The sequence below is a fragment of the Clostridium sp. TW13 genome, from assembly GCF_024345225.1.
Lineage (GTDB): Bacteria > Bacillota > Clostridia > Clostridiales > Clostridiaceae > Inconstantimicrobium > Inconstantimicrobium mannanitabidum.
Genome location: NZ_BROD01000001.1, coordinates 1,867,280 through 1,890,922 on the forward strand (window position 1 = coordinate 1,867,280; position 23,643 = coordinate 1,890,922).

At 29.3% G+C, this 23,643-nt stretch carries 26 protein-coding genes; 5 read left to right on the top strand and 21 right to left on the bottom strand.

Annotation, left to right across the window (positions count from 1 at the left end):
• Positions 1-69: 69 nt before the first annotated feature.
• From OCU47_RS09220 to OCU47_RS09280, 13 genes are all read right to left on the bottom strand, one after another.
• The gene (locus OCU47_RS09220) at positions 70-1,029 is read right to left on the bottom strand and encodes a serine hydrolase domain-containing protein (RefSeq protein WP_261828306.1); all 960 of its coding nucleotides are present in this window, start codon (positions 1,027-1,029) and stop codon (positions 70-72) included.
• Positions 1,026-3,392: an excinuclease ABC subunit UvrA gene (locus tag OCU47_RS09225; RefSeq protein ID WP_261828307.1), complete on the bottom strand. Its 2,367-nt coding sequence runs from the start codon at positions 3,390-3,392 to the stop codon at positions 1,026-1,028. The genes OCU47_RS09220 and OCU47_RS09225 overlap by 4 nt, the downstream gene beginning before the upstream one ends.
• A 151-nt stretch (positions 3,393-3,543) precedes the next feature.
• Positions 3,544-4,038 (bottom strand): hypothetical protein, encoded by a 495-nt coding sequence (locus tag OCU47_RS09230; protein ID WP_261828308.1) that lies wholly within the window; start codon positions 4,036-4,038, stop codon positions 3,544-3,546.
• A 70-nt stretch (positions 4,039-4,108) separates the two neighbouring features.
• Positions 4,109-4,252, bottom strand: coding sequence for a hypothetical protein (locus OCU47_RS09235; RefSeq protein ID WP_261828309.1), 144 nt, complete (start codon positions 4,250-4,252; stop codon positions 4,109-4,111).
• Positions 4,242-5,018, bottom strand: coding sequence for an alpha/beta fold hydrolase (locus tag OCU47_RS09240; RefSeq protein ID WP_261828310.1), 777 nt, complete (start codon positions 5,016-5,018; stop codon positions 4,242-4,244). Before OCU47_RS09240 ends, OCU47_RS09235 begins: the two co-directional genes overlap by 11 nt.
• 35 nt (positions 5,019-5,053) lie before the next feature.
• The gene (locus OCU47_RS09245; RefSeq protein ID WP_261830609.1) at positions 5,054-5,767 is read right to left on the bottom strand and encodes a histidine phosphatase family protein; all 714 of its coding nucleotides are present in this window, start codon (positions 5,765-5,767) and stop codon (positions 5,054-5,056) included.
• 111 nt (positions 5,768-5,878) lie between these two features.
• Positions 5,879-6,811, bottom strand: a complete 933-nt coding sequence (locus tag OCU47_RS09250) for an aminoglycoside phosphotransferase family protein (RefSeq protein ID WP_261828311.1) — start codon at positions 6,809-6,811, stop codon at positions 5,879-5,881.
• Between the two features lie 168 nt (positions 6,812-6,979).
• Positions 6,980-8,347 carry a glycosyltransferase family 39 protein gene (locus OCU47_RS09255; protein ID WP_261828312.1) on the bottom strand — a complete coding sequence of 456 codons (1,368 nt, stop codon included), beginning with the start codon at positions 8,345-8,347 and terminating at the stop codon, positions 6,980-6,982.
• Between the two features lie 220 nt (positions 8,348-8,567).
• Positions 8,568-9,194, bottom strand: a complete 627-nt coding sequence (locus OCU47_RS09260; RefSeq protein WP_261828313.1) for a histidine phosphatase family protein — start codon at positions 9,192-9,194, stop codon at positions 8,568-8,570.
• Between the two features lie 31 nt (positions 9,195-9,225).
• On the bottom strand, positions 9,226-9,756 hold the full coding sequence (locus tag OCU47_RS09265; protein WP_261828314.1) for a GNAT family N-acetyltransferase: 531 nt from the start codon (positions 9,754-9,756) through the stop codon (positions 9,226-9,228).
• Positions 9,757-9,764: 8 nt separating this feature from the next.
• Positions 9,765-10,154, bottom strand: a complete 390-nt coding sequence (locus OCU47_RS09270; RefSeq protein WP_261828315.1) for a cytidine deaminase family protein — start codon at positions 10,152-10,154, stop codon at positions 9,765-9,767.
• 113 nt (positions 10,155-10,267) lie between these two features.
• Positions 10,268-11,548, bottom strand: coding sequence for an MFS transporter (locus tag OCU47_RS09275; RefSeq protein WP_261828316.1), 1,281 nt, complete (start codon positions 11,546-11,548; stop codon positions 10,268-10,270).
• Positions 11,549-11,815: 267 nt separating this feature from the next.
• Positions 11,816-12,220 carry a VOC family protein gene (locus OCU47_RS09280; RefSeq protein ID WP_261828317.1) on the bottom strand — a complete coding sequence of 135 codons (405 nt, stop codon included), beginning with the start codon at positions 12,218-12,220 and terminating at the stop codon, positions 11,816-11,818.
• Positions 12,221-12,504: 284 nt separating this feature from the next.
• On the opposite strand from OCU47_RS09280, the gene OCU47_RS09285 reads away from it, so the two are divergent.
• The gene (locus tag OCU47_RS09285; RefSeq protein WP_261828318.1) at positions 12,505-12,666 is read left to right on the top strand and encodes a hypothetical protein; all 162 of its coding nucleotides are present in this window, start codon (positions 12,505-12,507) and stop codon (positions 12,664-12,666) included.
• 54 nt (positions 12,667-12,720) lie between these two features.
• Here the strand turns inward: OCU47_RS09285 and OCU47_RS09290 are convergent, their stop codons facing one another.
• The 7 genes from OCU47_RS09290 to OCU47_RS09320 form a co-directional block, all read right to left on the bottom strand.
• On the bottom strand, positions 12,721-13,578 hold the full coding sequence (locus OCU47_RS09290; protein ID WP_261828319.1) for a GNAT family N-acetyltransferase: 858 nt from the start codon (positions 13,576-13,578) through the stop codon (positions 12,721-12,723).
• A gap of 45 nt (positions 13,579-13,623) precedes the next feature.
• Entirely contained in the window at positions 13,624-14,469 is an 846-nt protein-coding gene (locus OCU47_RS09295) for a 4-hydroxy-3-methylbut-2-enyl diphosphate reductase (RefSeq protein ID WP_261828320.1), read from the bottom strand.
• Between the two features lie 9 nt (positions 14,470-14,478).
• Positions 14,479-15,126, bottom strand: a complete 648-nt coding sequence (cmk, locus tag OCU47_RS09300) for a (d)CMP kinase (protein ID WP_261828321.1) — start codon at positions 15,124-15,126, stop codon at positions 14,479-14,481.
• A 32-nt stretch (positions 15,127-15,158) separates the two neighbouring features.
• Complete coding sequence (locus OCU47_RS09305) at positions 15,159-16,385, bottom strand: BaiN/RdsA family NAD(P)/FAD-dependent oxidoreductase (protein WP_261828322.1); 1,227 nt, start codon at positions 16,383-16,385, stop codon at positions 15,159-15,161.
• Positions 16,386-16,472: 87 nt separating this feature from the next.
• Positions 16,473-17,360 (bottom strand): MurR/RpiR family transcriptional regulator, encoded by an 888-nt coding sequence (locus OCU47_RS09310; RefSeq protein WP_261828323.1) that lies wholly within the window; start codon positions 17,358-17,360, stop codon positions 16,473-16,475.
• Positions 17,361-17,468: 108 nt separating this feature from the next.
• Complete coding sequence (locus OCU47_RS09315; protein WP_261828324.1) at positions 17,469-18,182, bottom strand: pseudouridine synthase; 714 nt, start codon at positions 18,180-18,182, stop codon at positions 17,469-17,471.
• Positions 18,183-18,364: 182 nt separating this feature from the next.
• On the bottom strand, positions 18,365-18,541 hold the full coding sequence (locus OCU47_RS09320) for a hypothetical protein (RefSeq protein WP_261828325.1): 177 nt from the start codon (positions 18,539-18,541) through the stop codon (positions 18,365-18,367).
• 245 nt (positions 18,542-18,786) lie between these two features.
• On the opposite strand from OCU47_RS09320, the gene nadA reads away from it, so the two are divergent.
• Genes nadA through nadC form a run of 3 tightly spaced genes read left to right on the top strand, consistent with a single transcriptional unit; the run spans position 18,787 to position 21,833 of the window.
• Positions 18,787-19,692: a quinolinate synthase NadA gene (gene nadA, locus OCU47_RS09325; RefSeq protein ID WP_261828326.1), complete on the top strand. Its 906-nt coding sequence runs from the start codon at positions 18,787-18,789 to the stop codon at positions 19,690-19,692.
• A gap of 22 nt (positions 19,693-19,714) precedes the next feature.
• Positions 19,715-21,016 (top strand): L-aspartate oxidase, encoded by a 1,302-nt coding sequence (locus OCU47_RS09330; protein WP_261828327.1) that lies wholly within the window; start codon positions 19,715-19,717, stop codon positions 21,014-21,016.
• Complete coding sequence (gene nadC / locus OCU47_RS09335; RefSeq protein ID WP_261830610.1) at positions 20,997-21,833, top strand: carboxylating nicotinate-nucleotide diphosphorylase; 837 nt, start codon at positions 20,997-20,999, stop codon at positions 21,831-21,833. Before OCU47_RS09330 ends, nadC begins: the two co-directional genes overlap by 20 nt.
• A gap of 86 nt (positions 21,834-21,919) precedes the next feature.
• Here the strand turns inward: nadC and OCU47_RS09340 are convergent, their stop codons facing one another.
• Complete coding sequence (locus OCU47_RS09340) at positions 21,920-22,183, bottom strand: ATP cone domain-containing protein (RefSeq protein WP_261828328.1); 264 nt, start codon at positions 22,181-22,183, stop codon at positions 21,920-21,922.
• A 300-nt stretch (positions 22,184-22,483) separates the two neighbouring features.
• Here OCU47_RS09340 and OCU47_RS09345 point away from each other — a divergent pair, with 300 nt between their 5' ends.
• Positions 22,484-23,611, top strand: a complete 1,128-nt coding sequence (locus OCU47_RS09345; RefSeq protein ID WP_261828329.1) for an AI-2E family transporter — start codon at positions 22,484-22,486, stop codon at positions 23,609-23,611.
• Positions 23,612-23,643: the final 32 nt, after the last annotated feature.

Below are 23,643 nucleotides of genomic sequence, written 5' to 3' on the forward strand. Positions count from 1 at the left end.
TAGAAAATGTGCTATCATCATCCTTTCTAATCATCTATGATATTAAATCACCATATATATATTTTTTTCTTAATTTATTGCCATTAAAATTTGCTCTGCAATATCTCCATAAGATTTGCTTTGCGGAGATGGTGTTGCTTGAATCACAATAATTAGCTGTTCTTCTGGATACACATTAACTTCTTGTCCACCATAACCACGGCAAGCATATCCACCATCAAAAAGCCACCAAAGATAGCCGTACCCAGAGCTTGCTGTACTAGGAAATATCGCCTGCTTTACATAATTCTCTGATACAATTCTCTTTCCTTGAAAAACCCCATTATTCAAAAACAGTAGACCTATTTTAGCTAAATCTCTAGCAGATAAATCTGAATTTTCCTCACCTTTCATAACTGTATATGATACATTATCAGCACTTTGGGACCAGATCCCACTAGTAATTTCTAGAGGTTTATATAAAAATTCATTACAAATTTCATATGCTGTTTTCCCAGCTGCATTGCTTATTATTGCTGAAAGAAGAATAACATCCCACTCTTTGTACTGGAATTTATTTCCTGGGTAATTTTCCATTGCAATATCTGAAATATGTGAAATCCAGTTGCCTGATCTCATCATCTGCATCATCATTGGGCAATGATAATGAACTCCTCCATCCCAATATATCCCAGATGACATAGTAAGTAAATCTCTTATTGTTATTGCTTTATGATAGGGATGCTCCCCTTGATTAAATTCTTTAAGATATTTACTAATATGTTCATCAATACTCTTTATTATTCCTTTATCAATACAAATTCCTAATGTAATGGATAAAATACTTTTCCATATAGATTTGATATTATTTCGGCTATTTGCATTAAACTTATTATAATAATGCTCAAATATTATTTTTTCATTTTTTATTACCAGAACACTGTTTATAAGTCTATAATGTTTTTGCTTTATGTAATCATCAATGTTATTTAATATTTCCTCATTCATTCCCTCAGCTTTTGGAGTTGAAATCTTCCAACCGTAACTCATTGTAAGTACCTGCCTATAATAGATTTATTATTTTCTTTTAATTCTTCTGGAGTACCTGTAGCAATTATATATCCCCCATCACTACCACCACCAGGGCCTAGTTCAATTATATAATCACAATTACTAAGAACTATAGGATCATGTTCTGTGATTATAATAGTATTGCCATTATTTCCGAGTTTCTGAAGCAAATTAATAAGCTTCTCAGTATCATCAAAAGACAATCCAGTTGTTGGTTCATCTAAAATATATACACTGTTCTTACTCTGTCTCTTTCCAAGCTCCTTAGCAAGTTTTATTCTCTGAGCTTCACCTCCAGAAATAGTAGGTGTTTGTTGACCCAGCTTTAAATAACCTAATCCAACCTGAGATAATATTGAAAGCATATTATATATAGGTTTATCAATATCTCTGAAAAAATCTACTGCTTCCAAAACACTCATTGCAAGAATTTCTCTAATATTCTTCCCCTTAAGCTTAACTTCCATTGCTTCTTCAACAAAACCTGTTCCACCACAACTTTCACATTCAAGGTCAATGAAATTACCATATCCAACATGATAATGAACTACTCCATCACCTTTACACACCCTGCATCCCCCTTGAGAATTAACACTGAATAAGCCTTCTTTATATCCATTTTCCTTAGCTTCATCAGTATTGGCAAGAAGTTTTCTAATTCTATCAAAAATTCCAACATAAGTTGCAGGACAGGAAGTTCTGCTTCTTCCTATAGCTTTTTGATCAACTACAACACACTTACCTATATTCTCTATTCCTTTAATAGCAACATCACTATAGTTTTCATAAGCTTTATCCTCATCATCCTCTTGCTCACCTATAAACTTAGTTTTCAAAAGCTCCTTTAATTTTGGAACCAGAGTATCTGCAATAAGACTTGATTTTCCGCTACCTGAAACACCTGCAACTCCAATGATAAGACCCAATGGAAAATCTACAGTTATATTATGCAGGTTATGAAGACTTGCATTTTCTAATGTAAGGATTTTATCTACATTAATAGGTTTATATTCTGTCTTAACAGTAAACTTCTTACTTCCAGCTAAGTATGGAGCTGTTTTGGAATTGTTGCAGGTCATAAACTCATCCAATGTTCCTTGAAATACTCTCTGACCTCCATATATACCTGCATTTGGACCTATATCAATAATATAATCTGCTGCTTTCATAAAATTTTCATCATGCTCAACTGCTACAACAGTATTCCCTCTGCATACTAAATTTTTAATTATGCTTATAAGTTTTTCCTTTTCAACCTCATGTAACCCAATTGTAGGCTCATCAAAAATAAATATTATAGAATCCATTTCAGCAATTATAAATGAAGCTAAAAATAATCTCTGTATTTCTCCACCAGAAAGGGTTGGAACAGGACGGGAAAGTGATAAATGATGCAATCCAACATCCACCATACATTCAAGTTTTATTATTATATCATTCAATAGATTAGATCCAAGTGAGATATCCTTTTGTAATTTTAGATAATTTAGCAAATCTTTAATATGCATGTTTTCTAAATCAGCAATAGTTTTACCACCAACAGTCGTATGAATTGCCTGTTGACCAAGACCTGTTCCACCACATTTAGGACAACTAACATAAGTTAAACTTCCATCTTCAGTTAATAAATACTTCAACCTACTGCTTGGACTATTTATAACTTGCATTATCCATTGCATAAACCCCGGAAAAGCAGTCTTACCACCATCACCATACTTCAAAGCATTGAATTGTTCTTCAGATAAAGTACTAGTCTTTTGATTTATAGAAACTCCATAATATTTACAAAATGAATCCATCATTTTTCTTGTAGTTCCACGTTTAGCAAGTTCAAAAACCAACTCATCTATAGCCTTTGATCTATTACCAAAAAGCTTTTCTTCATCTATTTTATATATTTGCCCCTTACCTAAACACTTAACACACATTCCTTTAGGAGAATTCTTCTGAAACATCTCCATAGAAAGTGGAATTCCATCATCAAACGCTTCATTACGCTTACCAAATGTAGAAAAGAATATAGCAAGCATGTTACTAATTTTGGTACGAGTTCCAACAGTACTTCTTGGATTTGACTGACGAATTATCCTCTGTTCAACAGCAACTGTAGGTGACAACCCAGTAATACTTTGAAAACTTGAAGCAGTATCCACCATAAATTGTGTACCTGAAAACAAAAGATATCGTCTTTTCCCCTCTTCATACAAAGTATCAAAAGCAAGACTAGACTTTCCACTTCCAGAAACACCTGTAATAACAGTAAGTTTGTTTTTAGGTATCCTAACATCTATATTTTTTAAATTATGAATTTTAGCACCTTTTATAGTAATGAAATCATCCATATTTTCCCCTCACATCGCAATATAGTATAATATAATTGAACTCTTAATCTAAGTCTATTTCCATAAAGCATACTATAAATTGTACAAATATTATATATAGCGTTCTTCACATTTGCTTACAATTATAATAAATTCAAAAATCATATGTTTACTAAGCAACTCCTATAAATTCTACATCTATAACACTCCATTTATTATTAACAACTTTTAGCTTTATTCTATATTTCTTAGCACCAAGAGGTGCATAGTATTTCCAACCTTCAAATACCATACCTGAGGAATCATCTGGATATATGTCAGTAAACATCAACAATTCTCCATTTATCTTAAGTTCACTACGCTTATTTGCTAAGCCAATTCGTTGCAACTTAAACAGTGAAGCATTTAAAACTGGTTTATTATATTTTTCAAAATATTCTATAACCTTTTTTCTCTCTTCATAGGTTGTATCAGTAAAATATATAGATTCCATGTCCAATATTATGTAATCTCTTAATTGATCTTTATCAGCTGTATGCATAGTGTCATAAGCTAAAATAATAGCATCTATTGATGCTGGTGTAGTAACTTCCGTATTTGTAGTTTTTATTAAAATATTATTAAATGCTAGACCTAATCCAACCATTAAGCTTAAAATAATATTCATATATACGTCACTTCCTATCATTAATATATTTTATTTTGATAAAAATGACGTGATATTATTCTATTTACCACTAACCAATTGCTGCTCTCATATCCTTGCATTTTTCGCTGTAACTACTATCATTTACATACTCAACTGTAAATTTTCCATCCTCAAACTCTTCATTACACTTACCAAATGTAGAAAAGAATATAGCAAGCATGTTATACTTCATAAAAAAAACTATATGCATATTTTAAATACAAATTGGGATTTCCCACACAAAGTTGTCCATGAGCATAACCATCAAATACCTGATATTTTGCATTTGGAAATACCTTTATAATAAATTCAGCATCCCTCTTTCTTTGATTTCCTTCTTTCGTACCATACCAATATCTTATTTCAGTTTTAATATTAGACAAATCTTCAGGCAATTTATACGTAAATATAGAAGAATATACATTCTTAACAGTATCATTTGATATATGCTGAAGCATCTCATAAATTTCATCAACTCGTACCCTTGAATAGTCCTGTGGCTTAAATACCATTTCCAACATTTTTTTGCTCTTCCTCACTAAACAGGTTTCAAAAAGACTTCTGTATACTATAAATGTCTTTTGTATTTTAGTGACACATATAGGTGTAATTCCAGCATCAATAATTGCCTTCTTAACAATTAATCTATCTCTACCAAGTATGTCCACAGTAATTGATGCTCCTAATGAAAGACCGCATATAGCAAAAATTTCTTTGAAATTGTGTTTTTCTAAATAATCTATAATTTGATTTGAATTGTTTTCAATAGATGTAAATATATTTTGATTATTTTTTTGATGTCCTTCTAGAATTGGTACAATCACATGATATTCTTTACTAAATTCTTCTATTTGTGGTTCCCACATTTTCCAAGGCATAAGAAAGCCATGTATAAGTACTACTATAGGCTTATTTTGTTGTCCAAATTCCTTAAATACCATATTCCCTATATCATTCATTTCATCTGTTCCTCTATTCTTATTTCATAAAATAATTAAACCATTATATTTCTAATAGCCTTACCTTTTTCGCTATAACTACTATCATTTACAGATTCAACTGTAAATTTCCCATCCTCATATATAATCTTAGAGATACCTGCATTGTCCATTTCTCTTATATTAAAACTTTTGTCTAAGTGATCTATAATCAATCTAATTATTCCTCCATGCGCAACAACAAGTACATTTCCTCCATTATCTTTAGCATTTTCTGAACATATAGCATTCATGGTCCTCATAACTCTTGATATAGCACTATCATAATTCTCTGCTTCATTTGTTTCATCTAAAGTTGCACATACATTGCAGTATTCTTTTTGGAAATCATATTTTTCTTCTGCTTCAGCAAAAGAGCTTACGTTAAGATAACTTAGAATATCTCTAAGCATGATTTCTTCATGCTCACCTTCATATTTTCCAAAGTAAACCTCTCTTAATCCTTCGAGTTTTCTTAACTCTAAATGTTCACTTGCTTTATTCTCTTTTATAACAATTCCTGCAGTTGTTGCAGCTCTTCCTAAATCACTGCTATAAACTGATTTAAAATTAGTATCACTAAGACCTAATCCAGCATTTATAGCCACCTCAATTCCTTCCTTTGTAAGAACTGCATCACACCACCCTTGAGTTCTTCTAGCTTTATTTAAAATAGTTTGTCCATGTCTCATTAAATATAAAATTACTTTTCCATTACATTTATTACTCATATTTTCGCCTAACTTTCTACTTCTATTTTTGTTCATAACTCTATGTATTAAACCTTTACTTTATGGTTTACACAGAAAAATATACTGACTTAGTTCTCAATCAGTATAAAATTAATACCCAAAATAATTTAAAGTCTCAATGACAAGCTTCTTTAAATCCTTATATTTTTCTGGAAGTTCTTCTTCACCACCTAACATTTGTAATGGATTCACCAAATCCCTAAGCTTACTCAATTCATACCAATTGGATGGCAAAGATTTTTTTGCAAAACTATTGTATACCTCTCGAAATTTTAATATTTGTGACTTTTCAAAGCAGTTTGAATATCTAAAAAATTGACCTATATCTGCTAAACTGTGACCAAATCCTGCAAATTCCCAATCTACAACCCAAATATCGTTGTCTTTGTCAATTATCATATTAGCTGGCCTAAAATCTGCATGAATGAAGCTATTATATTCATCTATTAGCTTTAATTCATTTTGTTTATCTAATATAAGTTGTTTCACTCTGTTTTTAATATCACTACCAAGACGTGCTGAAGCCCATTCATTATTTAAAAATAACTCATACCATGTTAAAAATGGTGGATAATTATCATTGAACTCCTCACTTTTCTCAAAATCATAACTGTGTATAAATGCAGCACTTTTAGCTACCTGATTTATAATTCTTTCACCAAATTTTCCTGCCTTCAATACTAAGCTTTGAAGTGAAATACCGTAAATATAATCATATATTAAGCAAACTCTTTTTTTAGAATTATTCCCAGATACAAATAATAATTTTGGTACATTTAATACTTCGGAAAACAGTTCACTAATTTTCTGTTCTTTCTTATATTTTGTATCATTTATAGGACAAATTCTTAATAAAAATGAACCTTTATTTGTATCTACTTTATAATTACTATTTCTACAGCCAATATTTATCGGTGTAAAATCTAGTATTTCAAAATTTCTATCATATTCTTTAAATATTTCTCTTATTTCTTGAAGTTCTATATTATAAAAACATATTGAACGTTCCCATAAATCATCCATCTCAATCTCCTCTATGCCTTTATATTATTTTTTATTATATTGGAACAACTTAGTATAAGTATACCATAAATTTCTATAAATCCATTGAAGTTATTTTACTATATATAGAATAAAACAACATATTTTGTACTTATATATAAAAAAGCTTGTTGTTTACACAACAAGCTCCTATTTTCTATTCAGTATTAATATTTTATTTATAGATGGAATACTTTTAATATAATCCAATCCTTGAATTGCTATAATCATTAACAATGGTGTGAAATTAAATAGATACCTAGAAATTGTTTCCCATATCAATAAAAATATCAACAACCCAAAAACTGAAATATCTATTAAAAATGTATCTTCTAAAGTTGAAACTTTAATTTTTTTATATAAAACAATAAGAATTAAAAATAGAATTACCAAATGATATACTTGACTGTAATAACTAAAAACATAGTAATACTCACCTTTTGGCAATACAAATTTATGCAATCTAGTATCTACAAGTGGTTTAAGTTTCAAACTATGCGGTGCAAAATAAGTACCATCTCCCCAAGTATATGCAGCCTTTTTAGTTAGATGTTTTGCCATTCCTAAAAAACCATAATCGTTAACTCGTTTCTCTATAACTTCAATATTAGCTGCTTTCTTTTTATCATATGGACCACGTTCCATTGTAAATTGTACATCATTTTCATTATAAAACCCTACGTCTTGAAGCCCCATCATCACCCAATGAGTATAGGGAAATTGCACTCTATTTTTTTCATAGTCACTAATAATTAATTTAGAATTAATTGCAAATCCACTTAAAAACATTGAAATTATGAAAGCAATAATAATTACTAATGTGTAAATTACTTTGTTTAAAAACTTATCTTTTCTAAATATCATATGAATAATAGTCGCAACCAATATAATAGCTACTGTAGCCTTTAATCTAAACCCTAATGCTGTAAGTACTCCAATAAACACAAAACAAATAGTTTTCTTTTTTGCTTTTTCTGATTTATTAGCAATCACATATAAATAAATGATTGCCGTTATAAATGTTATTGAAGTAGTATCAGTGTAAAAAATCGGAACTTCAGTATAGTATGGCATAAAAATAAAACATAAAATAAGAACCAAAAATGCTTTTTTTGTATTCCAAATTTCTTTACATATTAAGAATAAAAATATAATGGCAGCATCAATGAAAAATATATTAAGTACTATCGCAAAATAAAGAGTGTTTGTTATCCCCCAAAAACTTAATAACTTAAAATAATATGCCAAAAGAATCAATAGTCCAATATTATTAGGATATTGAACAAAATATATATTAGCCTTAACTGGTCCAGATGTATTTGAAAGTTCTAACGCTTGTCTGTATACTACTCCAAAATCCCAACTAGGATTTACACTTAATCTATATCCAACCATAAGTTGTATAAAAAACATTATTAGCATTATAGGAAGAAAAATATATTCTTTTGCCCTTGAGCCAAGTTTATTTTTAAAATTATCTATTATCTTAGATGTAAACACTAAAAAAATTAATAACAAAATACTTACCAAAACTAGTAAGGGTAATTTAAAGTCTTCTCTACTCTTATAAATTACATTTAAAAATATCCACCCCCATATAAGAAAAAATGAAACATAAAATAATCTCATTAAAAAAATCTTTGTTTTATTAATATGTATCACTCCAAACCTACTATTTTATCTAAAATAGTTTTCTCTGTATTTTATTATAACAGCTTAATCTTAGTATTAATAATATTTATTGCTGATAATTTATATAGGATACATCATTAAGCTTCTTAATTATTCTTTTACCGTTTTGATCCTCACAAAGCATTGATACTCCACCTGCAACTCCACCAAACTTTCTATTTTCAAAATCGTCTAATGAATTATACATCCAAATATAAAATAACATTCTTAGTGTATCACCATGAGAAACAATTATAATATTTTCGTTTTCTTTACATAAAATATCGTCTAAAAATGCTTTTACACGAATATATAACTCTCTCTGAGATTCTGCATCCTCTAAAAATCTATAATCCACTTCACAAACACTATCGTTTCTTGAAAGCATACTATTCTTAAACCATTCAACAGACTTGCCAACTGCACTTCCCAAATTCAGTTCTCTTAATTCTTTCTTTAATATAGGCTGAACTTTTAAATGACTTGCTATTTTATTTGCTGTTTGAGCTGCTCGTTTTAAATCTGATGAATAAATTACATATTGATTATCTTGTATTTCACTTTTTAGAGCTTTACCTATATTATCCGCTTGTCTAATTCCTAACTCACTTAAATCCCAATCTGTCCAAGAACCTATCATACCATTAGTATGATGTATTGATTGTGTATGTTGAACACAAATTATGTTTTTCATCTATAATCACCCTTTTGTATACATATTAAAATTACTTATTCCATTCCGACTTTAGAATAGCATATTCATATGAATTAAACCAAATAGGCTGTCCATCATCGTCAGTTTTGAAGGTAACATTTTGCAGAAATAATCCTTCCCGTCTCATTCCTAAACGCTCCATCAATTTCCAAGAACGTTCATTCTTATCACTACATAAAGCTATAATTCGTCTAACTCCTAAATTTTCAAAAGCATGATCAATTAAGGCTTTTGAACTTTCTGAAGCATATCCATTACCTTGATATTTTCTATTAAATACATAGCCTAATTCCCAAGTATCAAAATCCCCTTTCCCAAAATACAAATTTCCTATCACTTTACCACTTTCCTTTAAGCAAACTGCATAGAAACATTCATTATTTGACCTATTGACTGCCTCTTCTTTAGCTTGCTGTTCAGAATAAATATCATAAGGTTCAAATTTTACAACCTCTTCATCTGATAAGTATTCAAATAAATCTTGCCAATCTTCCTTCTTAAATCTTCTAATTATTAATCTCTCTGATATTATATTATCCATTTTTCACCTCATAAATTATTTCTTTCCCAACTATATGGTAACAAATCATCTATAGTTACAATTGTGTCTTTTCTAACCATTACTGCACACTTGTAATTATCATCATGAATCTGACAAATAAATTCTCTACATCTACCACAAGGAGGAATTATTGATCCATCTTTATACACAGCTACTAATTTTACTATTCTATTCTCACCAGCAGTTATCATTGAAGCAATTGCAGCATGTTCTGCACAGAATCCCATAGAACAAGGTGTATCTATACATACTCCTGTATAAACATTTCCTTTATCAGTTAAAATAGCTGCTGCCACAGAACTCGCAGAAGAATTCTTAGATATTTGTCGTGGATTTAAAGTTTTTTTTGCTATGTTATATAATTCATCAAATATCATTATAATCATCCCCTCACAACTTCTAATAGTCTAAATATCTATAGTCTATTATTTTCATTAATATGATTACTAATTCATCTTATGTTTATTTAGCATTAAATTTCCCTACTATCTTATAAAGCTCTAATATGTTTATTCCTATACCATAGAATACTTGTTATAAAACCTAAGATTCCTGTACACAAAAACATAACTGCCATTCCACTTCCTGATCCATTACCTACAACTTTTTGTAATAGAAATGCAAGCTTATTATGTGAAAGCATAAAAGGTTCAAATACATAATCAGCTAGAACTCCTCCTAATACTATACCAGCAGGTATAGTACAATATTGTACTGCATTTCTTACTGCAAATACTCTTCCTTGCATTTCTTTAGGAATCTCATTATATAAAATAACATTTTGACCTGCAGCTATAAATGGTATGGGTACGCTAGCTGCAATTGCTGCAATACACCAAACATATACATTCTGCCCAATACCCATAAATAAATCTCCAAAAGCGAACGAAAAAGCAGCTGAAAAATAGATTAATTTAGCATTACTATTTGGCAACTTTACTAAAGAAACAATTAATCCTCCCGCAATACCTCCCATGCCAAGAACTGCACTAACGATACCAAGTATATTAGAATTGCCAGAACTCCTAGCCAATATCATTGGGGACAAAATATTTTCATAAGTTAATCGTGAAAAGAAGTTTAAAAATGCCATACTTATAATCACATACCATATTCCTTTATGCTTAAAAAGAAATCCCATTCCCTCTTTACATCCATTAAAGATATTGTCCTTTTTATCAGTTTCATTCATTAACTGTTCTGGAATAGAAATAAAAAATGTTAAAATAATCACTGCAAAAATAAATGTACTTAAGTCAATAATAATAACACCCTGCAAGCCTAAAAATGAACTCACAAATGCTGCAAGCATAGGAGTAACAAAGGTAAGTAATGAACTAGAAAATGAATTCATTCCACTAGCCTTTGTATATTTTTTTTCTGGAACTATAATACCTACTGCCACCATAGAGGCTGGAGACTGAAAAGAATTCATAAACCCATTAATTCCATTTATAATATAAATATACCAAACTTCCAACTTTCCCATAACTAGCAATGTTAAAACAGTGCTTGAGCATAAAGCTGCTATGGTATCAGACCATAACATAATCTTTTTTTTGCTATGACTATCTATAAATGCTCCTGCAAAAACACTAACAATAATATATGGCAAATATGAAAAGAACGTCATTAGAGATACTGACATTGCAGAATTCGTCTTCCCATATGCCCATATAATAAGTGCAAAACTGGTCATAGAACTTCCTAATTCTGATATTGATTGGCTTAGCCAAAATAATATAAAACTTTTAAATTTATTTTCTTTCATTGTTTTTCTCCTTTTAAGTTATTTTTTATAATCTTAAAAGTACAAAATCCAATGTGGACAATTTATATAAATAAGGCGTCTTCAAAAAATAAGTAAGTCCATATGCCTAATCCTTACAAATTTATACTCTGCACAAGTTCGTCCAAGCATTAAATCTTGTACAGAGAAAAGCATTTAAATTAATCATCAAATGACATGACATATCAGTTCCACCCCTTTTCGTGTAAATACAACTAACTATATTACTCCTGTATGATATATAATCCATTATATATCTGTATCTCTCATTTCAATTTCTGTTCCCTCTGGAGCCTTAATCTTAAATAAATACCCTTTTTCAACTTTATATATTTCTTCACCATTTTTTATTTTGAAATCTTTATAGCCTAAATTCTTTATTCTACTTAATTCTTCATTAATATCGTCCACCCAAAAGCATAGATGTACTATTCCTTCACTAAGTGAACTATATGTATTAAATTCAGTACCTTTTTTGGGTGTTTGTAATTCAATCATGAATGTCCCCAACCTAAGCCAGGTATTAAAATCTCTACCATGAAAATCAGGTGTTTCAATAACTATTTCAAATCCAAGAATTCTAGTATAGAAATCAAGAGACTCCTTATATTTTTGCGTTTGGACACATACGTGATGTAATGTTTTTATACTCATATTTTTTCTCCTAAATGTATTTTAAAATTTTCAAATATAAAATTAACTACTTTATTTAGAATAATGTAAGAAAACATATAATTTAACTATCTTATTATATGTTTTTTTAATATTTTTTTCAAATATTTCCTCTATAAACCTGCGTGATCTTCTTTTTTCTATAATAAGGTTACAAATCCTTATTAAATAAAATAAGTATAAAATCTATATACACGGATACACTAAGGTCAATGGGACATTAATTATGTTTATAAACAATTTTATTATTAATTAGGAGGGATATCATGTATGATTTAAAAAACCAAGATAGTATTGCAAAAGATAATCCTAGCTCTGATGATAAGCAAAAAGTAGATATATCCGATAGAGGTTATTTCAAAGAGCATTTAAGTGCAAATGTATTATCCACCAAGTGCTCTTGTGTACCCTGTGATGATTTACTATAAATAAAATGAGGCTATCAATCAATCATGACAGCCTCATTTTATTTATATAATTTATTAGAACTCCCAACTTATTATCGAGTCTACATACTTAAACCCTAAATCTTCATATAAAGAATAAGCTATAGGATTTTCTTTACTAACTCTAATATAGACTTCTCTCTTATCAAATGCTTTACCTATATCAGTGCAAGAATATAAAATCCTATTCATTAGCTTTTTTCCATAACCCTTGTTTCTAAATTCTTTTCTTATTCCAAAGTTTACAACTGTGAGTTTATTATTTAGGTTAATAATCTGCCCCATACCGACGTATGTATCATTTTCTTTAATAAAGATACATGCATTCTCAATATAATAATCTTGTTCTTCATCAAAATACACGTCATCCAAAGTTAAAGGAATTCTTGAATTACTATCAAAAATACTGTTCTGTAATTCACATCTTATGTTCTCATGATAGTCTCTTTGAAACACTTCATACTCCTCTGCATCCTTTGATTCTGCAATATTTATCTTATCCATAGAAAGAACCATTAAATCACTAATATCCTTTTGAAAAAAATTAAGCTTTGAAAGAATTTCATTACATTTTGAACTAGTGTAACTTTCATATAAAAAATGCATATTATTAATGTCAAGTGAATCAAAATATTTAAAAGACTTATTTGGTATGTATAAATCTCTGATTAAATATATATCCTCATATATATTTTCATACCATACATATCCAATATATTTTTTATTTACTTTTATCAATTTAATGATTTGATTAGACATAAGAAAACTTAAAAAATTTGATTTTTGAAAATTATCTGCTAATTCATCATTTAGTTGATTAAATTCTTTACCTTTACCATACATTTTTTTTAATGAAAAATAATTTTTTAGTGTTAAATTTTTATATTCTATCATCTGCTTAACCCTTTTACCCTAACTCAACAATCAGTACATTATGTGTTAAATTGTTTTTAATAAATCCAAAACTTCTGTTATTATCCAATCTGGTGTTGAAGCACCAGCTGTTACACCTACAGTTTTAGGACTCATTTTTTTTATTTCCTCTATATCTATGTCTTTAATATTTTCTATATGATAGGTATTTTTACAATTTGCACTGCATATTTGAAATAATTTAGTGGTGTTAGAACTATTCTTTCCACCTATGACAAGCATCACATCTACTTCTTTTGAAAGATTATCAGCACTTAATTGTCTTACCTCTGTAGCAGAACAAATAGTATTAAAAGCTAGAAACTCCTTACTTAACTCTGCCACATTATTGATTGTTCTTTTCCAGTTTTCTTGCTTTTCTGTAGTTTGAGATACTACACATACTTTACCTGGAATTTCTTCTTCTATATTACCTTTAGATGTAATAATAGCATTATTTCCACACCATCCGTTTATGCCTATAACCTCTGGATGATTTTTATCTCCTAAAATAACAATTTTATATCCTTCATCAGAATACTTATTAACTTTTTTCTGTATATTAGTAACATAAGGACAAGTAGCATTAACCAATTTAATTCCTCTGTCTTTTATCTTATCAATTACTTCTTTTGATACACCATGAGATCTTATTACCACAGTGTCCTCTTCAGTTAATTGGTCAAGATCTTCAAGGCTTATTGCAAAAATATTATTTTGCTCTAAAAAATTAACTACATCATTATTATGGATAAGAGGGCCTAAAGTATAAATCTTTTTATTTAAATCTTTTTGTATTTTAAGAGTTTCATCAACAGCTCTTTTTACACCAAAACAAAAACCTGCACTATCTGCTAATTTTACTTGTACCATACTTTCACCTTACTTTCTAATGCATTCAGAAATTTTATTTACAACGCCATCAATATCCAAGCCTGTAGTATCTATTTCTATAGCATCCTCTGCCATAGTTAATGGATCTACTTCTCTATGAGTATCAAGATAATCTCTTCTAATAATATCTTCTAATATTTCTTCATATTCTACTTCAATATTTTTTTCTGTTAACTCAATAAATCTTCGCTTTGCTCTTTCTTCTGCAGTAGCAGTTAAGAAAAACTTATATGGAGCATCTTTAAGTACAACTGTACCAATATCTCTTCCATCCATAATCACATCATATTTCAATGACATTTCTTGTTGAAGCTTTACTAACTTTTGTCTTACCTCTCTTATAGATGCATAAGCTGAAACATTTTTACTTATGTCAGGGTGAGTTAACCTTTCATTTATATTTTCACCATTTAGTATCAAATCATCATTTTCAAAATGCATCTCCATTTTATCTATTTCTTCACATATATTTTTTACTTGAGTTGGAGCTAAATCTTTATTCATTGAAACAAAAGTAACAGCTCTATACATAGCTCCTGTATTTATATACATTAAATTAAATTTCTTTGCAACTATTTTTGCTATAGTACTCTTTCCTGCTCCTGCAGGACCATCAATGGCAACTGATATTCTCATTTAAACACACCTCATAATAAAATTTATTTAATCTATTCCCCTAATTTTGAACCAGCTATATAACCAGTAGAAAAAGCTATTTGAACATTGTACCCACCTGTAAATGCATCCACATCCACTACCTCACCAGCAAAATACAAATTATCCACTAATTTTGATTTCATTGTAGATGGATCAATTTCAGAAACATCTACTCCTCCAGCAGTTACAATAGCTTGATCTATAGGTCTAAGTCCTGTAACTGTCATTCTCATATCCTGAATAAGACTTATCAGTCTTTTTCTCTCTTCTTTAGTAATTTCATTTACCTTTTTATTTTCATTAATTCCTGATAATTTAATTATAATTGGTATTAAATTTTTAGGGAACAAATCATCTAAAGAATTCTTAAAGTCTTTGTTTATATACTTTTTAAAGTCTTTTTGTACTCTTAAATCTAATTCCTTTGAATCTAAGGCTGGTTTTAAATTTAATGATGCCTCATAATTTTTAGTTTTCAATTCCTTAATATAGCGGCTACCACTTAAAACTAATGGCCCCGAAATTCCAAAATGGGTAAAAATCATTTCTCCCAAATCATCATACACTTTTTTCTTATTCTCATAAAAAGTTAATCTAACATTTTTTAATGAAAGACCTTGTAGTTCCCTTACCCAAGCATCATCTATTTCTACTGGCACTAATGATGGCTTTAACTCAGTTACAGTATGACCAAGCTTCTTAGCAAATCTGAACCCATCGCCTGTAGAGCCAGTTAAAGGATAGGATTTTCCTCCTGTACAAATAACAAAGTAATCACCACTAATTATATCACCATTTTCTAATTTAACTGATTTAATCTGTGAATCCTTTTTAATTATATCATTAACCTTAGAATTCAACATTATTTTAACATTAGAATTAATAAGAGCTCTTTCCAAAGCTTTTATTATATCTGAAGATTTATCAGATTCAGGAAAAACTCTGTCCCCTCTCTCAACTTTTAGTTTAACCCCTTGCTTCTCAAAAAAATTCATAGTATCTATGTTAGTAAATGAATATAAAGAACTATACAAAAAATATGGATTTCCTGGGATATTATCAAAGAATTCTCCTATATCCTTTGCATTAGTAACATTGCACCTACCTTTTCCTGTAATGAAAAGTTTCTTACCAAGCCTTTCATTACCGTCAATTAGAATTACATCATGTTTTTTTGCGGCAGTAATTGAAGCCATCATACCAGCTGGACCAGCACCTACAACTATAACTTTTGACATTTTTATCAGCTCCTGTATATGTAAATTAAAATTCGAGTCTAACCTCAGGATTTAACTTTATTGCAAAATAAAAGAAAGGTGATTTCCTTACCTTTCTTCATATAAAGATTTACTTGAAGAATATACATTATATTCTTTCCATATCTCTTCAAGATTATTGAATGTTGCAGAAATTTTATCTTTTTCTCTCATCCCAACAGCTATTATTAATGCATTTATAACGCTTAATGGTGCAACCAAAGAATCCACGAAGGAAGCCATATTACTTTGAGCAATTAATGTATAATCTGATTTTGCTGCAAGTGGAGAAAGTAGACTATCTGTTATTGCAACTACCTTAGCTCCTCTGCTTTGAGCAAACGCTAAAGCATTTATTGTTTTAACTGCATATCTTGGAAAACCAATTCCAATGACCAAATCACCTTTTCCTAGGTTAATCATCTGCTCAAAAATATCACTTATACCATTTCCCACTACATTAACATTTTCTAAAATTAAATTTAAATAAAATCCTAAAAACTCTGATAAGGCTGATGAACTTCTTAAACCAATAATATATATTCTTTTAGCTGAAAATATATTGTTCACTACTTCTTCAAAAGTTTTATGATTTATTTTTTCTAAAGTTGCTCTTATATTTTCTATATCTGCTTTTAAAACGCCTTTTAAAGCATTTTCTTCACTTATATAATCATTAGACAGCTCTAATCTTTGAACTGTAGTAAGCTTATTTTTAATAAGTTCCTGTAAAGCCTTCTGCAACTTTGGATATCCACTGAACCCAAGTTCTATAGCAAATCTAACTACTGTTGATTCACTTACACCCACACTAACTCCAAGTTTTGCTGCTGTCATAAAGGCTGCTTTATCATAATACTTAAGTATGTATTCTGCAATCAGTTTTTGTCCTTTACTTAATCTTGGAAACTTTATTTGAATTAATCTCATTAAGTCAGGTTGGTTATTTATATCCATAACTAATTCCCCCTGTTGATTGATAGTTGAAAACATATATTTTATGTTACCATTATATTAAGTAATTTTCAACAATGATTGCATGATTATGTTAATAATTTCGCAATATTATTTGCCTAACTTAAATAAATATTCAATTTCTTTATCATCTAAGTTTCTCCAGCTTCCCTTAGGTAAATCCTTAAGTTTAATATCCCCTACTGAAAGTCTTTTTAGTGTTATTACTTCATGACTAAATGCTGCACACATCTTTCTAACTTGCCTATTCTTACCTTCATGAATCGTTATATGTACCAAGGATTTATTTTTTTCTTTCTTTATCACTTTTAACTCAGCAGGGGCAGTTATGTATCCACCTATATCTACACCTACTTCAAATTTCTTAATTTCTTCCTCTGTAAAATTACCTTTAACTAAAGCTTCATATACTTTATTTATTGATACCCTTGGATGAATAACTTTATTATATACCTCTCCATCATTAGTTAATAGAAGTAACCCTGAAGTATCATAGTCTAATCTACCAATTGGAAATATCCTTTCTTTTACATCTACAAGATCTATAACTGTCTTCCTATCAAACTCATCCTTAACTGAAGTAATATATCCTTCAGGTTTATTTAGTGCTATGTAAACTTTATTTTCACAAGGAGAAATAATACTTCCATTAAAAGAAACTCTATCTTTATCTACGTCAACTTTAAATCCTAACTCTGTAATTACATCATTATTTACTGCTACTAATCCCTGTGATATATACTCTTCACATTTTCTTCTTGAGGCAACGCCACATCGTGCCATATACTTTTGTAATCTTTCCATAAATTATCACTCCATCTTTTCACTACTGCTATTTTAAAGCATGGGTAACAATTGTTCAAGTAATTAATTTGTTTTTAATTAGTTTCCTGATTGAACTCTTTTCATAAACAAAAGGATTATGGGCAAAAAATGCCCAAAATCCTTTATATAGTATTATTCATACTTTAAATATGGAGAAAATTCTAAAAAAAGAATCCGCCACTTAAAAATAATAAAAGAAGTAATGGGTTATTGAAGCCACAACCATTGTTACATCCAAAATTGCCGCATCCCCTATTAAATCCACATCCTCTATTGCAGCCCCAGCCATTGTTGCAGTTAAATCCTCCACAGCCACAATTACAACATCTTCTTGACATGTTTATCACCTCTATATCTTTTGTATACTTCATAATATGTAAAATATAAAAAACTTCTACTATTATTTATTTATTTTCTACATAAGTATTATCAACCAAATTTATGACAGTTTCTCCGAGTATTTTTATTGAAAAAAGGCAATATTATTGATAAATACAGTTATTAACCCTATTATTGATTTTATTAAACTAGGGTGCTATACTGTATATACATTTGTAAACTAAAATTAACGCGAGGTATATATATGAATTTAATACAAGAAATAAAAAGACTAAAAGAGGAAAAAGATGCCTTAATTTTAGCTCATTATTATCAAAGAGATGAAATTCAAGACATTGCTGATTATGTAGGAGATTCTTACTATTTAAGCAAAATAGCCATGGATAGTACACAAAAAACCATAGTATTTTGCGGTGTAAAATTTATGGCTGAGAGTGCTAAAATACTTTCACCTGATAAAAAAATACTTTTCCCAAACCTAGATGCAGGCTGTCCAATGGCAGATATGGCCACTGAAGAAAAGTTAATAGAATTAAAAAAACAACATCCAAATGCAAAAGTTGTTGCTTATATAAACTCAAATATAGATGTTAAAGCTCATAGCGATGTATGTGTTACATCCTCTTCTGCCATGAAAATTATAAATAATATAAAAGAAGAAGAGATTATATTCTTACCTGATAAAAACTTAGGAAGCTATATAGCCGAACAAGTTCCAGATAAAAAATTTATACTTTGGGAAGGTTTCTGCATAACTCATGCAAAAGTTAGAAAAGAACAAATTGAAGAGTCTTTAAAAGCAAAACCTAGTGCTAAAGTGTTAGTTCATCCAGAATGCGAAAAAAACATACGAGACATGGCTGATTTTATAGGTAGCACTGGTGAAATAATTGATTATGCTGAAAAAGATTCTTCTACAGATTACATAGTAGTTACTGAATCAGGTGTTATTCATGAAATGAAAAAAAGATGTCCTAGCAAGAACTTTTATGTTCCAAAGGTCACCATGACTTGCTTAAACATGAAAAAAACTACCCTAGAAGATGTATACAACTCACTAAAAAATGATACTTATGAAATTAAAATACATGAAGATATGCGTTTAAAAGCTTTAAATTCTTTACAACAGATGCATCTTCTATCAAAGTAATAAAAATAAAGAAGGGATAACAATGAATAAGCAATGTGATGTTTTAATAGTTGGAACAGGTGTATCTGCTCTTTATAGTTGCTTAAACTTAAGTGAAAATACAAAAATAATAATTGTATCAAAAGGAACAGTCAAAGACTGCAATTCCTATTTAGCTCAAGGGGGAATATCCACAGCACTTAATGCTATGGATATTGCTTCTTTTATCGAAGATACTTTAATAGCAGGGCAAAGGGTTAATGATATTAATTCAGTAACTGTTCTTGCAGAGGAATCAAAAGATAATATTTTAAACCTTGATTCCCTTGGAGTACCTTTCGACAAAACATCTGACAATACCTTTGAATATACACGTGAAGGTGCGCATTCAGTCAATAGAATAGTTCATTGCAAAGATAAAACTGGGGAAATAGTTTCTACACACCTATTCAACTTAGTTAAAGCAAAACCAAATGTAGAAATTTTAGAGAATTGTACTTTATGTGATTTAATCGTAGAAAATCGTACTGCTATTGGTGGGTATTTCAACTACAATGATACTCCTTTAACAATAAACTCAAAGTTTACAGTTCTTGCTATGGGAGGTATAGGTGGACTATTCAAGTCTTCTACAAACAACCCTCTTCTTACGGCAGATTATATTTCAATAGCTCTAAAACATGATATAGAATTTAAAAATTTAGATTATATACAAATTCACCCTACTTCTCTTTATGAAGAAGGTGTTGGCAAAAAGGTATTGATTTCAGAATCTTTAAGAGGTGAAGGTGCAAAACTATATAATATACGTGGTGAATCTTTTATAGATGAGTTATTACCAAGAGATGTGGTTGCAAAAGCAATTTTTAAAGAAATGAAAAAGACTAACTCTCCCTATGTATACTTAGATATTCACTTTCTTCAAGAAGACTATTTAAAAAAGAGATTTCCTCTTGTATACTCTTCTTGCCTTGAAAAAGGTTATGATATAACAAAAGAGCCTATTCCAGTTACCCCTTGCCATCATTATTTCATGGGGGGAATAACTGTGGATTTAGATTCAAGAACTTCTTTAAAAAACCTCTATGCTGTAGGAGAATGTTCCTGCACTGGAGTACATGGCAAAAACAGATTAGCTTCAAATTCTCTTTTAGAAGCTTTAGTTTTCTCAAGAAGAGAGGCTTTAGATATAAATGAAAAATTAAATACTGCAAAACTAATTCCTCATTATAAAGAACTAGATTTGTATACATTAAACGCCATTATGAAAGAAAACAAAGAAATTAGTTTAGAAGAATTTAAAAAAAGGAGCTCTGACTTAGATGTTGAATTTATTTCTGATTGATGATTACATTAAAAATGCTTTAAAAGAAGACATGCCTTTTGGTGATGTAACTACTGAAAACCTAATAAAAGAAGACTCTAATTGTACCGTTGATTTGATTGCTAAAGAAGATGGTGTAATTGCAGGTTTAACAGTTTTCGAGAGAACATTTTATCATTTAGGTTCTATAAAAATAGATTACTTTGTTGAAGAAGGTGCTCATATTAGTAAAGGTACTCTTTTGGCAAAGATTACCGGAAAGACTTCTATAGTTTTAATGGGAGAAAGAGTTGCACTAAATTACCTTCAAAGAATGAGCGGCATTGCTACTTTGACAAATAAATGTGTAAGAGTATTAGAAGGAAGTAAAACCACTCTTTTAGATACTAGAAAGACCACACCAAATATGAGACCATTTGAAAAATATGCAGTTAGATTGGGTGGTGGCATGAACCACAGATACTCTCTTTCTGATAGTATAATGCTTAAAGATAATCATATAGATTATGCTGGTGGAATAACAAATGCAGTTAATCTAGTAAGAAGAAATGCATCCTTCGTTAGAAAAATTGAAGTGGAATGTGAAAACTTAGATATGGTAAAGGAAGCACTTGAATGTAATGTAGAAATTATAATGCTTGATAATATGGATAATTCAACTATAGAAGAGGCCTTAAAACTTATTAATAAAAAAGCCTTAGTTGAAGTTTCAGGTAATGTTACCCTAGAAAGATTACAAGAACTTTCTAAGCTTGGAGTAGACTTTATTTCTTCAGGAGCACTAACTCATTCTTATACTTCCTTTGATATCTCTATGAAAAACCTAAAGTTAATATAAGTCAAAAATCACCTAAAACATAGGAATTGAATTCTTATATTTTAGGTGATTATTTTATCTAGTAAATATATTATGAGCCAATTATTTTATACTCCCATATATGCTCTACATAACTCAGTAAATCCATTACTCTTCAATACTTGGAAAACTACTCCTCTAACCTCATATGTAGATGTTACTCTAGCAATACCATTAAGTGCTTGTACCTTTTTTTCTACCTGCTTTAAAACTATTTTTAAGTTTGATTCTGAAAGCTCAAACCCTACATTCTTAGCACTATTTTCTAATGATCTACCAACTCTTTCAATATCAAATTCGCTAAGGATTCCATCTTTTTTAGTTATCTTCATTTTAATCTTCGCTCCTTTCAAGTATGACATATTATACGTCATACTTATATATTATACTATAATTAGAACTAAATTTACAGATAATTTTATATTTTCTAATTAAAATATTTATTTATATTTTATGCTTTTTGAAATTAAATACAAAAAAAGGCAATACTTTAATTAGGGATTTATTACTTATGAAATCTGAACATATTATTAACTCGCTTAATAATATGTTCAATTTTTGTACTAATCATGGTAAAATACTGTCTAATTGATTGATTTAATTCGCAGCATGAAAATAAGGGAGGGGATTTTTTGAGTGAGTTTTTGAAAAAACACTCTAAGAGCATAGAGTTAATAGCTTGTATAGTTATATCTTATATTCTAATTAAACTAATTAATAACTCTGCAATCCTATTCAGAGCTATTGATAGTTTATATAATATATTATCACCTTTTATAATTGCTTTTATATTTGCTTATGCATTAAACCCTATAATGAGCTTTATTGAAAGAAAATTCAAACTTAAAAGGCAATTAAGTATACTAATTACTTATCTGCTAATTATAATTACTTTAGTTTTAATATCCACATACCTAATTCCTAAAATATATAATAACCTAATAGATATTTCAAGTAAGTTGCCTATTTTTGCAACTGATTGTCAGCAATGGTTCAATGGACTTCTTGCAGAAAACAAAAATTTATCTGATTTGATCAATAGCAATAATTTTATGAATTTGGACGCCCAAACTATAGTTACTAAAGTAAAAGATATAGCTATCGGTACCTTGAACGTTGCTCTTTCTAGTACAATAAGTATTACAAGCTATTTTATAAAAATTGTTTTAGGATTTCTTATATCTATTTATGTTCTTTATGATAAAGAAAAGTTCAAGACTTTAGGTAAAAAATCCATAATGCTTATTTTTAGAAAAAAATGGGGTACTAGAGCCATAGAATTTCTTAAAACAATAGATAAATTTATTGGAGCATATATTTTTATCAAAGCTATAGATTCATTAATAATCGGTATACTTGCATTTATAGGATTAACACTAATGGGTTCAAAATACTCATTAATTATTGCTATTATAGCTGGGATAACAAATATGATACCTTATGTAGGGCCTTTTATCGGAATGGCCACTGGATTTATAATTAATGTATTCTTCAACTTTACATTAGCTATTTTTGTATTCTTATTTCTATTCTTGCTTCAACAATTTGATTCATGGTTCTTAGATCCAAAACTTATTGGTAATCACATAGGGTTAAGCCCTTACTTTGTAATTTTAGCAGTTACCATAGGTGGCGGCTTCTATGGGCCAATAGGAATGATTCTTGCAGTTCCAATTATGGCAGTAATAAAAGTATATTGGCAAAGAATTGTAAAAAAGATTGATTCTTTATACAAAAAAGTGTTGCCTGAAAATAAGTAAATTCTATTTATTAAAATTAGCATAAACGCCTA